Annotated in this window: 14 protein-coding genes and 1 riboswitch; of the genes, 4 read left to right on the plus strand and 10 right to left on the minus strand. The window is 61.8% G+C overall.

The features are described from left to right. The first annotated feature begins 218 nt into the window (after positions 1-218). Both X803_RS0109230 and X803_RS0109235 read left to right on the plus strand, forming a co-directional pair. A complete protein-coding gene (locus X803_RS0109230) occupies positions 219-2,189 on the plus strand; it encodes a copper-translocating P-type ATPase (protein ID WP_035778445.1) in 1,971 nt (656 codons plus the stop codon). A 235-nt stretch (positions 2,190-2,424) separates the two neighbouring features. Next, positions 2,425-3,300, plus strand: coding sequence for a potassium channel family protein (locus X803_RS0109235; RefSeq protein WP_026544921.1), 876 nt, complete (start codon positions 2,425-2,427; stop codon positions 3,298-3,300). A gap of 355 nt (positions 3,301-3,655) precedes the next feature. Here the strand turns inward: X803_RS0109235 and X803_RS22985 are convergent, their stop codons facing one another. The 3 genes from X803_RS22985 to X803_RS22740 all read right to left on the minus strand — a co-directional run bounded on the left by X803_RS22985 (position 3,656) and on the right by X803_RS22740 (position 6,012). Next, positions 3,656-4,330, minus strand: a complete 675-nt coding sequence (locus tag X803_RS22985; RefSeq protein WP_343299614.1) for an MFS transporter — start codon at positions 4,328-4,330, stop codon at positions 3,656-3,658. 20 nt (positions 4,331-4,350) lie between these two features. After that, entirely contained in the window at positions 4,351-4,908 is a 558-nt protein-coding gene (locus X803_RS22990; protein ID WP_343299615.1) for an MFS transporter, read from the minus strand. 726 nt (positions 4,909-5,634) lie between these two features. Next, entirely contained in the window at positions 5,635-6,012 is a 378-nt protein-coding gene (locus X803_RS22740) for a metal-sensitive transcriptional regulator (protein WP_253907431.1), read from the minus strand. Between the two features lie 78 nt (positions 6,013-6,090). Between X803_RS22740 and trxA the strand changes: the two genes are divergently transcribed. Further along, complete coding sequence (gene trxA / locus X803_RS0109255) at positions 6,091-6,456, plus strand: thioredoxin (RefSeq protein WP_026544923.1); 366 nt, start codon at positions 6,091-6,093, stop codon at positions 6,454-6,456. 542 nt (positions 6,457-6,998) lie between these two features. Further along, a complete protein-coding gene (locus X803_RS18935) occupies positions 6,999-7,709 on the plus strand; it encodes a GntR family transcriptional regulator (protein ID WP_051470617.1) in 711 nt (236 codons plus the stop codon). Between the two features lie 26 nt (positions 7,710-7,735). On the opposite strand, the gene X803_RS0109265 is transcribed toward X803_RS18935, so the two are convergent. From X803_RS0109265 to X803_RS0109300, 7 genes are all read right to left on the minus strand, one after another. After that, positions 7,736-8,239, minus strand: a complete 504-nt coding sequence (locus X803_RS0109265) for a hypothetical protein (protein ID WP_026544924.1) — start codon at positions 8,237-8,239, stop codon at positions 7,736-7,738. After that, complete coding sequence (locus tag X803_RS18940) at positions 8,236-9,102, minus strand: cytochrome c biogenesis CcdA family protein (protein WP_051470618.1); 867 nt, start codon at positions 9,100-9,102, stop codon at positions 8,236-8,238. The genes X803_RS0109265 and X803_RS18940 overlap by 4 nt, the downstream gene beginning before the upstream one ends. Next, a complete protein-coding gene (locus X803_RS0109275; RefSeq protein ID WP_253907432.1) occupies positions 9,102-9,761 on the minus strand; it encodes a DsbA family protein in 660 nt (219 codons plus the stop codon). The genes X803_RS18940 and X803_RS0109275 overlap by 1 nt, the downstream gene beginning before the upstream one ends. A 283-nt stretch (positions 9,762-10,044) precedes the next feature. Next, a complete protein-coding gene (locus X803_RS21470) occupies positions 10,045-10,869 on the minus strand; it encodes a C40 family peptidase (RefSeq protein ID WP_026544926.1) in 825 nt (274 codons plus the stop codon). A gap of 4 nt (positions 10,870-10,873) precedes the next feature. After that, positions 10,874-11,048: riboswitch (cyclic di-AMP (ydaO/yuaA leader) on the minus strand. Between the two features lie 1,086 nt (positions 11,049-12,134). Then, a complete protein-coding gene (locus X803_RS0109290; protein WP_026544928.1) occupies positions 12,135-12,803 on the minus strand; it encodes a class II aldolase/adducin family protein in 669 nt (222 codons plus the stop codon). A 63-nt stretch (positions 12,804-12,866) separates the two neighbouring features. Next, positions 12,867-13,283, minus strand: a complete 417-nt coding sequence (locus X803_RS0109295; protein ID WP_026544929.1) for a DUF302 domain-containing protein — start codon at positions 13,281-13,283, stop codon at positions 12,867-12,869. 63 nt (positions 13,284-13,346) lie between these two features. Then, positions 13,347-13,501, minus strand: a 155-nt coding sequence (locus X803_RS0109300) for a metal-sensing transcriptional repressor (protein ID WP_026544930.1), incomplete at its 5' end; no start/stop codon positions are given.

The raw sequence follows: 13,501 nt of genomic DNA on the forward strand, positions 1-13,501 counted from the left end.
CCTCTGGACGAAGGAGGACCGTCATGAAACACCAGACCCACGGCCACGAGAATTCCGGGGCCGCAGATCCGGACACGCACGGCCAGGCGATGCCCACGGACGAGCCGACCTCCGCCCTGGACGCCGATGAGCACGAACACCACGGGCAGGTAACCCAGCACGCGGACGCTGATCACGAGGTACATTCCCACGGCGAGCACGCCGGGCATTCCACGGCCATGTTCAAGAACAGGTTCTGGGTCAGCCTCGTCCTGACCGTTCCGGTGGTCCTGTTCAGCCACATGTTCGCCACGATCGTCGGCTACACACCACCGGAATTCCCCGGCTCCATGTGGATCTCACCGATCCTCGGTACGGTCATCTTCATCTATGGTGGTGCGCCGTTCCTCAAAGGTGGCATCACCGAGCTGAAGTCCCGGCAGCCGGGGATGATGCTGCTGATTGCGATGGCGATCAGTGTCGCGTTCATCGCGTCCTGGATCACGACCCTCGGCGTCGGGAACTTCAACCTTGACTTCTGGTGGGAACTGGCGCTGCTGGTGGTCATCATGCTTTTGGGTCACTGGATGGAGATGCGTGCCCTCGGTTCCGCTGCCGGTGCCCTCGACGCGCTGGCGGCGCTGCTCCCCGACGAGGCGGACAAGGTCACCGAGTCGGGCATCGAAACCGTTTCGGTCAGTACGCTGGCCGCCGGTGACGTTGTCCTCGTCCGTTCGGGTGCCCGGGTACCGGCCGATGGTGACATTGTTGACGGTGCAGCGGAGTTCGACGAGTCCATGATCACCGGGGAATCCCGCACCGTCGCCCGTACCGTCGGTGAAACGGTGGTTGCCGGAACGGTTGCGACCGACAACGCGGTACGGGTGAAGGTGACCGCCGTCGGGTCGGACACTACGCTGGCCGGGATCCAGCGTCTGGTCGCCGAGGCGCAGGCCTCCTCGTCCAAGGCCCAAGCCCTCGCCGATCGTGCAGCGGCCTTGCTGTTCTACTTCGCACTGATCGCGGGCATCATCACCTTCATCGCGTGGTTGCTGCTGGGCAGTCCGGATGATGCGGTGATCCGGACCGTGACCGTGCTGGTCATCGCTTGCCCCCACGCGCTCGGGCTGGCCATTCCACTGGTTATCGCCATTTCCACGGAGCGTGCGGCGAAGGGCGGGGTGCTGATCAAGAACCGGATGGCGTTGGAGCGGATGCGCACCATCGACGTCGTGCTGTTCGACAAGACCGGCACCCTTACCGAGGGACGCCACGCCGTCACCGCGGCCACCACTACCGGCGGTATCAGCGAGGCGGAAATGCTGGCGCTGGCCGCGGCGGTGGAATCCGACAGCGAACATCCGGTGGCCCGGGCCATTGTCCAGACGGCAACAGAGGACCCGGAAGCCGTGGCGTACGGTTACCGCGGTAACGGGTTCTCCTCCATGACCGGACGCGGCGTCCGCGCGACCGTCAACAGCTCCGAGGTCGCCGTCGGCGGACCGAACATGCTGAAAGAACTGAACCTGAACACACCAGCGGACATGACCGGAACCATTCAGGAATGGGTGGACCGCGGCGCTTCGGTGCTGCACGTGGTCCGCGACGGTGAGGTGATCGGAGCGGTCCGGCTCGAGGACCGCGTCCGCGACGAGTCGAAGGCAGCAGTTAAAGCCCTGCAGGACCGCGGGGTGAAGGTAGCTATGATCACCGGTGATGCCCGTCAGGTGGCCGACGCCGTCGGCGCTGAACTGGGCATTGATGAGGTCTTCGCCGACGTCCTGCCGCAGGACAAGGACTCCAAGGTGGCAGAACTGCAGTCCCGCGGACTGAAGGTAGCGATGGTCGGGGACGGCGTGAACGACGCTCCCGCCCTGGCCCGTTCCGAAGTCGGGATCGCGATCGGCGCCGGAACCGACGTCGCGATGGAATCCGCCGGCGTCGTCCTGGCCGGAAACGACCCACGCTCGGTCCTGGCGATGATCGACCTGTCCAGGGCAAGCTACCGGAAAATGATCCAGAACCTCGTCTGGGCCACCGGCTACAACATCCTCGCGGTCCCGCTGGCCGCCGGCGTACTCGCGTTCGCCGGGTTCGTCCTCTCACCCGCAGCCGGAGCCGTGCTGATGAGCCTGTCCACGATCGTGGTCGCACTCAACGCGCAGCTGCTGCGCAGGATCGACCTCAGCCCCGAACGCATCACAACATAGGAACCGACCTGGAAACGTCGGTCCCTCGCCGGATCGCCGATTGGACAAAGCATGAGTACTCCTTCGGCTGGCTGATAGCACGCGTTTTCGTAGACCACCAGCTCGCGGCCGGCATTCTTTTGCTCTGTCCCTCTGGAGTGGGTGGACCAGGGTTTGACGGCAGTCGGATCAGTTTGGCGGGCCGTGATGATAAGGCGAGTGGGAACAGCAATGATCGAGAGAGAGGAACGTTGGAATGAGTGTTGTGCTGACGATCGTGGGGATCGTGATCGTCCTGTTTGGGCTCATGGACATGTTCCACACCCTGTTGCACCCCAGCGGTCAAGGTCACCTCAGCGGGCTCGTACTGGCTGTGGCGTGGCGGTTCTCGAAGATGATCGGACACCGGTTCGGATCAAGCCTCGGGCCAGCAGCGATGGTGACCGTGATCTTGTTGTGGGTGGCAATTCAAGGGACAGGCTGGGCACTGATCTACTACCCCCACATTCCGGGCGGGTTCATGTACTCGCCGGGCGTGGATCCGGCGGCCTATCCTGACCTGCACGAAGCGTTCTACTTTTCGTTCGTCACTCTCTCTACCCTCGGCTACGGGGACGTCGTCGCTACCGACACATGGATCCGGATCGTCTCTCCCCTAGAAGCCTTGACTGGTTTTGCCCTGCTCACCGCAGCACTGACCTGGTTTACGCAGATCTATCCGCCGCTGTCCCGACGTCGGGCCCTGGCACTGGAGCTCAAAGGCCTGGCCGATGTCGGGTACGCCGACGCGATCAGGGAAATGGACGCCGCCATCGTCTCACGGGTTCTGGATACTTTCGCTGATGAAGTGGTGAAAGTACGCCTGGATTTTGCGCAGCATGCCGAGGGCTTCTACTTTCAAGAGCAAAACCCTGATATGTCTCTATCCCGCCAGCTACCCTACGCGCTACGCCTGCGCGATGCCGCCATGGATCGGCAGGAGACCGCGGTACGGCTCAGCGCACGGCAACTCTCTCTGGCGCTGGACCAGTTGGGGTCTGAACTCAAGGAGAGCTTCCTGCACACAGGGGAAAACCTTGAGGAGATCATCGACGCGTATGCCACCGAGCACGGGCAGAAACCGCGGACCTAAACGTCAATGTGACTAGCCCGAAAACCACGGGAATCTCAGCCGGCACGGCGCGACAATGAGGCACAACATCAGCAGTCATCAACACATTGAGGTACTGGGCCGTTAACGGCACTGAAAGGTGTTCCGTCTGATGCAGACGCAACATCGCCAGGTCATTAACCCGGTCGGACCATAGGACGGTCGCTTCTCGGTGCGGGCGATGCAGTGAAGGAAACTGTCGCATTTCGGCCCATATACACAGCCCCGGGTAGGGCGTCAGGTGCAGGAAGTTTGGCACCGGCCCGTGCCAACGCCAGGGCCGTCGGCATCCCGGGTTCCGAGGGCACACTCTCCATCGGTCCATATTGCACTGGATCTAGGCTGTGCGCAGTGATGTCCAGATAACGACGACAGCCACCACGGCTATCGCGAGGAATCCGAGTCCGGAGTATCCCACTAAGGCCAGAATCGGGCCAGCCAGGGCGCCTCCGAGGGCGCCCGCAGTATTCATGCTCAAATCCGAGATGCCCTGGGTGGCGGGGCGGTCCTGGATTTGAACCGATTCCGCCACCATTGCCGATCCTGCCACCACCGAAGCCGACCAGCCGAGACCCAGCAGGACCAGGCTGATCGTCATGGCGGGGTGTGAGTTCGCAGCGACACCGGCGATGATAAGGGCCACCAAAAGCATGAACTGGCCCAACAGCACGACACGCACCCTCCCGGCTTTGTCCGCCAACCAGCCGAACGTCGGGGAGAGGGCATACATCCCTGCGATATGCAGACTGATGGTAAAGCCTACGATTACCAGGCTTGCTCCATGCTCGCGCAGGTGAACCGGCGCCATGGACATCAGTGCCACCATGGTGGCATGGCTCAGCGCAACGGTGGCCACAGCATAACGCGCCCTCGCGTTGCTGCGCAGGATCAGTGTGCCGCTGCGCGGGCGGGGTGCCTCAACGGTTGTGTCCCGCGCCGACATGACCGCCAGAAGCGGGTCCGGCCGCAGCCCTACCAGGTACACGAGGGCCGCGGCCAGTTGGGCGGCCACAGAGAAGACGAACGCACCCGTCAGTGGAGGCAAGCCGATCGCCGCGCCAACGGCTTCGCCCGGACCGAAAGGTTGGGCCCGAGCACTGCGCCAAGGGTTGTGGACCAAACAACGATGGACAGGTCCCGTGCTTTGGTGCTGGCCGGGGCAAGGTCAGTGGCGGCGAACCTGCTCTGCAGATTGACCGCGGCTCCTGCTCCGAGCAGCATCAAACCGAGCAAAAGCAAGGGAAAGACCGACACCGCCGCCGATGTGATGGCAATTATAGCCCCCGCGCCGGCGATGAACGCCCCGGTCGATAGCGATATCCGCCGCCCCTTGGCGACTGCGAGACGGGCCAAGGGCACGGCAGCGATGGCTGCCCCGAGGGTACTCATGGTGGCGGCCATCCCCGACCATGCTGGCGATCCGGAAAGTTGTGCTGCGAGCAGCGAGCCGAGCGACAATGTCGCGCCCATCCCGACGCCTCCAAGGATCTGGCCACCGACCAGGACGGAGAGTATCTTGCGTTGCGACGGAATGCCGACGGCGGGCCCGGAGAGGAGGGTCGGCGCTGCGGTGCGCGGAGTTGTTGGCATGTCCACATCGTTCCATATACCCCTAGGGGTATCCAAGGCGGTGACTTCACGGCGGTGGCCATGGCGGCTTCTGGCACGCCGGAGGGCAGTCCGGCATGTCCTGTAGCTCATCTTTTAACCGCGCACGAGACCCGCGTCCGCGACGTCCGAGTCCGGGTAAAGCCGGAGTGTCAAAGAGAGGTTTCATAACGACCCATATCTTTAGTCCGCCTTTGCCTTGATGGCGCGGGGTGCCCGAGGTGGAAAGTGGTCCACGACGCGCCTTCGACCCGGTGATGGCGGCCATAGTGTTCATTGAGTTGTTCGCGATGGGTCAGTCTCGCTTGGCATGCTGGTATACCCTCGGGGGTATACTGGAGGCATATAGGTAGTCACTTATCGAAAAGGAGATTTCAGATGTGCCGAGCGGTGTCATGCAGGAAATGTGGGAAAACGACGTGGGCCGGCTGCGGTCAACATGTGGATCAGGTGCTGCGGGGTGTGCCCCGGGCCCAGCGCTGCGCCGGTCATGAGAACGAGCCTTCGGCCGTGGCGGCTTTCTTTTCGAAGCTTTTCACTAAGCGCTGAGACGGTGTCGCTTTTTCCTGGTGGAGGTATTCCTTGTGATTAAGGGTACATCCCGCGGGAGGGGCAGTTTTGGTAGGCGGCCAGATATCGGAATGACTTTTGTGGAGATGGATACGTTGGCCTTTGGGCCGGCGGCGCGTCCTGTCCGCGCAGTCTTGGTCAGGTGAGGGTAAGGAAGAGTTTGCGGATCTCCTCCAGGGATAATGCTCCAGGGGGCGTTTCATCCGCTGGCGTTCTGGCAAGACAGTCGCGCATCTCCGTGGAAACGATGGAAAAGCATGCTTTGTTCAGCGCTGTCTGGACTGCGGAGAGTTGGGTAATCAGAGTCTGGCAGTTTGTCCCTGCTTGCACAGCAGTGATCACCGCGCCGAGCTGGGCGTGGTTTCGCCTGAGCGCGTTCATTGTCTGAGGTTGCTCCTCATCAGCCCCTTTGGTCGTCCTGGGTATTGCGCCTTGCTCGGGTGCGGTAGACGGTACCGGGGCAGCGGTGGGTTCAGGGTTTGTCGTCGGTGGGGTCTCGGTAGGGGTGACGGTCATGATTGGCTCCTTCCCCTGTGGTGGTTGTCGTGCTCCTCATCTTTCCATGGTTTACCCCCCGGGGTATAGAGTTAGAGCATGGCAACCATCGATATCACCGAAAAAACCTTTGAGGGCACCGTCACCGGTAACGGCATCGTGCTGGTGGATTTCTGGGCCGCCTGGTGCGGTCCCTGCCGGGCCTTCGCCCCGACCTTCAGCGCAGCCTCGGAGAAGCACACGGACATCGTTTTCGCCAAGGTTGACACTGAAGCCGAGCAGGCTCTGGCTGCAGCCGCTTCCATTACCTCTATTCCGACACTGATGGCGTTCCGTGATGGCATCCTGGTTTTCTCCCAGCCCGGGGCACTGAACCCCTCCTCCTTGGACCAGCTCATCGAGCGGCTGAAGGCCTTGGACATGACCGAAGTGCAGGCCAAGTTAGCCTCCCGCCAGTCCGCTTAGGACTCGGAAGACGAGTAGCTGGAGAAAACTTAGGGCACGAGCAGGGCAGCTGAACCATCATTGGTTCCGGCCCATGGGCTCACCTGCGCAATTCATGCATCCCGCCGAGCACTATTGGGTGTGTTCCAACTATTCGCATTCGTTAGTCCCTGCCTGGCCGCCGTGTCCATCGGAACTCTTCCCGAGGTGCTGGTCCGCAAGAGGCGGGGAAGTTCCTGCCCTCTACCCTGAAATGAGAGTCGCCCGAGGAAATATCGGCCCGCATACGCCGTGCCGACGTCATTAACGCTCCGAAGGGCTCTGGTTTGAGGACAAGAACTCCTCGACGATTCCTTCCTCAGCTTGGCTGAGATACCCGTATACACACCCCAGAACAGGTTCTCCCTGGAGGGGATTGAAGCTTTTGGTGCCTGCGGTCGGTGACGTAGTGTCGTGTCACGGCAATGGTCACACATATCACTCGAGGCTACGTGGATACTGAAGAGCAGGCGTCCCTTCCAGCGGAAGGCTCTACCCGGGCCGGGGGGCCGCGGCGTCCTCCGTTGTGGAAAAAGGTCAGCGCCGACCTTATGGATGAGGTTCTTGGTGGCGTCTTTGATTCGGGGTTTCCGGGCGAGTTGGAGCTGGCCAAACGGTACGGCGTCAGCAGGGGCACGATCAGGGCTGCGCTGCGGCCGCTCCGTGAGGCCGGGCAGATTACCGCTCACCCCGGGCGGAAGCCTGCGGTTGTTGCGGGGAAGAGCACGGCTTACGGGCCGATCTACAGTTTGTTGGCGTCCATCCGTGAATCTGGCCTGCACCATTCAAGTGTCGTGCTGGCACAGCACCTTGTCCGGGATGCTTCGGTTGCTGGGAAGATGTCCCTTGATGCCGATACGGAGTTCTTCCATCTTTCGCGTGTGCGTCTTGCCGATGGGGAACCCCTTGGCCTGGACCAGGTTTGGCTCCCGGCTGCGGTCGCCGTGAAGCTGATGCAAGCGGATTTCACCGACGCCGCACTGTATGCCGAGCTGGAAAGACGCTGTGGCATTGTGCTGGATGGCGGGACCGAGCAACTTACGGCCGTAGCTGCCTCCGCGGATCAGGCCTCCTGCTTGAACTGTGCCGAGGGGATGCCGTTGTTGCTGATCGAACGCACTGGATGTTATCGGGCAAGGACTCTGGAGTTTCGACGAAGCTACATTCTGGGAGAAAGAATCACCGTAGCGACGTCGTTCGGGTGTAAGGCCGGCTCTGGCCCGCGTTCTGATTGAGGGAGCTCATCGTCCTCGCACATGTGTCAACCGTTTGTTGACCGTGCGGCAGATGGCACCTGTGGTGCCCGGCACCGGTCCTCGGATGTCGCCCGTTGGTGGAGAGCCCACGTGAGCAGGGCTACGGACCCGGCAGCCAGCAGCGGCTGGATGGGTTCGAAGTACTGCATCGCACCGGAGGCTCCCAACGCCAGCAGGACGAGCTTGTTGCAGACCGGGCAACCGACCGCGAAGAACGATATCGCTGTACCAGCGGCTCCGAACCGGCCGTGGCGGTCATTCTGCAGAGCAGGTTCCCGGGCGACGTACGTGGCGGCCACCATGCCGGTGAGTCCGGCCGTCACGGCCAGAACAGGGAAGGACCACCACGTCGGCGGAACCTCACGGGTGAACAGCGGCGTGTCAATAAGATCCGTCGGGACGGCCACGATCAGGTAGGTGATGAGCGTGCCGCCGACCGCGGCCAACCAACGCCGGGCAGGCCAGTGTGACAGGGCCGCAGCCAGTGAGATGCGGTGATCGTCCTTCATCGAACGTCCTTTTCCTCGCGCGCTACGGATATTTTCCTTTCAGCGCCGGCGTCGCTTGATCCTCGGCGGGTCCTCCAACGCAGTGCGGCGGTCAACGCCAACACTGTCACGGCCGCCACCATGAATACCGGGTTGGATACATCCGAGGCGATCCCGCTGGCAGCTGATTCAAGGCGGAACTGGTCGGACACAGTCAGTACCCCACCGAGTCCTGCGGTGCCGTCGGTGACAAGCAGGAGCACCCCAATGCCGATTGAGAGGCCACCGGAAATGACCATCACCACGGAGTTGGACCACCGCCCCACCCTGACCTGACGCGGCCGCAACCAACTCCGCCCGGAAACCCCCAGCCGGTCCCACAGGAGAGCCAGCATAAACAGCGGCAAGGCCATCCCCAACGCGTACACGGCGAGCAGAACTCCGCCATACACGGCATTGCTTCCCACCGCCGCCACGGTCAGGACTGAGCCGAGAATGGGGCCGGTGCAGGCCCCGGCGACCCCGTAGACAGAACCGAGGACGAACACGGACAAACGGGAGCCTTCACCTTGATGGGCGCTGCGGAACATTGGGGGCAGACGGATCCCTATCAGCTGGGCTATTCCCACGCTGATAACCAGAGCTGACGCAACTGCAATGAGAATACTGCGGTGCTGGGTCACCAAAGAGCCGAGAGCACCGGCGAAGACGCCCAGCGGCACCAGTGTGGAGAGCAGCCCCAGGTAAAACAGTCCGGTCCTGGCTACGAGCTGGGCAGGGGTGGTGAAAGCGTAAGCGAAAAAAGCTGGCAGCAGTAAAGCTGAACAGGGGCTGAGTAAGGTTAGGAGACCACCAAGGAATGCGCCGGCATAACCGATGACCATTACCCTTGCCCCGCCCGTTCCAGTTCACCGTCAATGACCTGTTCAAAGGCGGCCAGAGGCTGCGCGCCGATCAGGGGGACACCGTTAACCAGGAAAGTCGGGGTACCGGTGGCGCCCAATGATGCCGCTTCCTGTGCATCCTTCTCGACGGCTGCGGAAAGCTCTTCCGAGTCCAGATCGGTCTTGAACTTTTCCAGATCGGGTACCCCGGCAGCCTCTGCCAGCTGGATCAGGCGTTCCTCGGTCAGATCGATGTGACCACGTTCCGGAGCCTCGGCAAAAACCGCCTTGTTGAATTCCCAGAACTTGCTCTGCTCGCCGGCTGCCCGCCCGGCCACGGCTGCGCTGAAGGATTGCTCACCGAACACCGGCAGGTCCCGCCATTCAATGCGCAAATCTCCGCTTTCCACGTATTTGTCGACCAGGGTAGGCAGGGTGTCGCGGGAGAACAAGCCGCAGAACGGGCAGCGGTAGTCGGCATACTCGATCATGACTACGGGAGCATCCACCCGGCCAAGCGCGGTCGGGTCATCGGCTGTCCGCCGTGACAAATCAAGTGGCTCCCCAGCCTCGCTCTGTCCGGGGGCAGCCGCTGGTGCTGAGCCTCCACCCTGAGAGGGACGTTTCTGTGATGTCGCTATGCCGATCAGCAGGATCAAAAGGACCAGGCCAACAACGGCGAGGGAGATCGTTAACGCTCGGCGGCTGGATCTTTCAGGGGTGGATGTTTCCGGGGATGACATGCAACTCCTTGAATGGGCACTGATAGTACAACCGATCAACCAGGCATGAATGAGTGATCCAGTGTCCGGACGATGGGTGGAAATGCGTTCACTGGTACACGCAGGGGAGGCGGTGTTGAAAAAGTTCCCGATGTTCTCCTGCGGTCGACCGCCCTGCCGCTGGAACCTGCCACGTCTGCAGCAGGTTCCAGCGGAGGATTTAGGCGTTCACCCGGTAGTAGATAGGGCCGGAGCCGACATCGACACTCTCAACCACGGTCTGGTTACCGTTCCATCCACTGTGGATGGCTTGGCCGTTTCCGATGTAGACCGCATTGTGTGAAAAGCCCATGCCTCCATCGGCGTAGTAGATGAAGTCTCCGGGCTGCGGATCCGACACAGGTGTTGCGTAAGCCATCAGGGACTCCGGAGATTCATCGCCCACACCCTGGATTCCAGCCGCACGCAGTGCCACCTCACCAAGAACGGTGCAGTCCTGCACCGCGCCTAATTGGGCCCGCGCCGCAGCGAGGATCGCTTGATTAGCCGACGAGGGCGCTACCTCCGCGCTGACAGATCCCGCAGCGTAGACGGACGAGGTCACTGCCGGCCCGGACAGTTGCGTTAGGGTCATCATCTCGGGCTGGGCACCAGAGGTAACGGCACCCGGTGCGACGTTGATGCGGTCACCGGGATAGATCACAGTGTCCATCGACAGGCCATTCAGCGACAACAGCGCTGGCAAATCAATACCGTGCCGCGTCGCAATGAGACCGAGGGTATCCCCAGCCTGCACCGTATAGGTCTCTTCCGTCGGCGCGGTGGCCGAGGAAGACTGGATTGGTGTGAAATCCGTAGCAGGGGCGGATGCTATCGCTCCTGCTTGGGCAGGCACGGCACTCCCCAGCAAAAGCCCAGCACCTACGACAGCCACCGCGGCCTGACGGCTGCCGGCGCGCGTCTGATCCAGCGCGGATCCATACATTCTTGCCATAGGGCTGATAGTGACCGCACGGTGGCGGCCACGAGTGTTCTTCAATGACATCTATGTAGCCTCTCCCGATACCTGCGAGGTGAGCTGTCGGATTCGGGTGGGAGTCACCCGGTCGCGCGATGTGGTCATCGAACGGCTTAACCCCAAGGATTCAACGGAACCCAAAAATTGGTTCCCCCGCCCCTGCCTCAGTCTCTAGCTAGTGCCTTGGCAAGCGGCAGAGTTCGGTAACGAGCCAAGGATGCCGCGAAACGATGCGCGGCACATGACCAAGATACAGGGAAACATCTCAAATGTATAAACATTTATATGACGGGCCCCCAAGGGGTGTCCCAGACTGTTCACTACCGCCGCCTCGGGCTCTGAATTCCGCGTCATGTCCGCCTCAGTTGACCGGTGCACGCGGGATTTTGTGTGCACCGGTCGCTGATTCGAGCGGATAAGGTTTCCGGAGGGATCTGATGATGCTTGCTACAGATGCAACATCTGTCTAACTCCGAACCCATGGGATAGGTTCCTCCGGAGTGTTCACCTATTGTGGCGAAACAAGGAGCCAGTGATCCTCAGAGGCAACAGAGAACATGAAGGAAAGAAGGTCCAATGCGACGCACAACAAGAGCCTGCGCTCCTGTCTCCGAGTGCACGTTCATGCCGGGAAGAACGAAAAGTTCGGACGCACGGATGAACCGCGCCGGGATGGGTCACTGAAGCATGTCCACGGCTTCGAATAAGGAGATCCTCATTGTGCACTTGGCTGGCCCAGGTTCGGACCCCTTCCCCGGTCTGCCCATGGCGATGCAGGTGGCACGCAACGCGTTGGCTGAACTGCCTGATGTCGCTATCGAAATAGTGGTCCAAGGACCAAGCGTCCGCCAGCTTATCCCGGGAGCCGAGCCCCTTGAGAATGTGGCGAGGGGGATAACGGTGTATGCCTGTGAGAACAGTCTCCGGTCGGCCGGAATGGAGTCCGCTGACCTCCAGCCAAATGTGGAAGTCGTCCCCGCCGCTGTTTCCCATATTGCCACGCGTCAGTTTCAAGGCGCGGCCTATATCCGTCTGTGAGTACCCGAAAATCGTCGGCGGCCGACACGCTTTCACCTGGTGTCTTACAAGCATCAACCCCGGAAATTCCAGTCGGCGCTGCACGGCCCTGACGGCAGCTAGAAAGCCGGCCGGACGAGGAGCCACGTCGCAACGTGGGAGGATCCGTCAGGCAGCGTGTTGTGCTACGGAATGCCCCTCTACATCACTGACCAGGCGGTGCCATCCTGATGTCTTCGACGCCAGCACGGCCCGCTGGTCCCGGCGGCCATGCCTCAGTGCTGCCCGGCTTTCATCCCCGCCCGGACTGCATCCAGGGCACCTGGCGGGAAATCCACCGCGCCGCCGAGCGCTGCCGCGGCCAGTTCAGCCGCGGCTGATTCCTCGATCGCGATGACCAGCCGCCCGGTCGCTACGGGGTCCGGACCGAAGGCGAGGAGCCCGTGATTTCCCAACAGTACGGCGTTCGTTCCAGGTTGCTCGGCCAGCACTCGGGTGATGCCCTTCACGGACAGGTCTGACCCGCGCGGGCCCCACGGCACAACAGGGACAGTCTGGGCCTGCCCGAAGCGTAGCAGGGGCTCTGTGCGGCAGGGTAGTGACGCGTTCGCCACGGCAAACGCTGTCGCTGCAGGGGAGTGGGTGTGGATAATTGCAGCGATGTCGTCCCGGGTGTTGTAGACGACCGAATGCATGTGGATAATTTCGGCGTTCTCAGGGCCAAGTTCACCGTCGACGACGTCACCGCCGACGGTCACTGTGGCGAGCTGCTCTGGACGAAGGTCCCTCACCACCCCGGTGCTGGTAAGCAGGAAACGGTCGTCGTCGATTCTGGCACTGAGGTTTCCGTGCCCTGAATGGGACATCACCCCGGCTGTAAACAGCAGCTGGGATGCCTGCACTATCGCCGCACGCGCGTCAGCTGAAGCTTCGTTAGCGGTCATATTTGTTCCCTTCTGAACAGTTGCCGGTTCCCGTGCCGGCGATCACTGGTCCTGCTTGCGTCTTTAGGCTGGGTTGCCTTCGAGGGAGGTCAGTGCGGCTCGCAGTCTCGTGTCGGCGTCACTGGCCACTTCCTGTACGGCCGGGCTGGCGCTGAGCTGGACCATTGTCTGGGGGTCGATGGCCTGGATTGTGGTCTGCGTGGCGTCGGGTCCGCGGCGTACGACGACGTTGCAGGGTAGCAGTGCGCCGAGGTCCGGCTCGGCCGCCAGGGCGCGACTGGCAAGTTGTGGGTTGCACGCGCCGAGGATCACGTAATCACCGAGGCCCTGCCCTGCTTCGGCATCAAGTTTGGTTTCGAAGGTTGCGCGGACGTCGATCTCAGAGAGGATGCCGAAGCCCTGCTCGGCCAGCGCCTCGCGGGTCTTCAGCACTGCTTCCTCGTAAGCTGCTGACACTACGATGCTGTGGGTATAGGTCATGTCTGCTCCTTCCAATACGGTTCTGGCAGGTATTAACTACCGGCCTTGTTCGATGGTGGCAGTTCAGGCGAGGGAAAGGAAAAGTTTCTCCAGGTCCTTTTTATCCATGCTGGCGTCTTCCTGGGTGATGCACTGCTGAAGACCGCTGGCGATGATGGCGAAACCGGCCTTGTCCAGCGCCTTGGAGACCGCCGCGAGCTGCGTGACGACGTCCTTGC

Origin of the sequence: Arthrobacter sp. 35/47 (genome assembly GCF_000520475.1) — a bacterium.
GTDB lineage: Bacteria > Actinomycetota > Actinomycetes > Actinomycetales > Micrococcaceae > Arthrobacter_D > Arthrobacter_D subterraneus.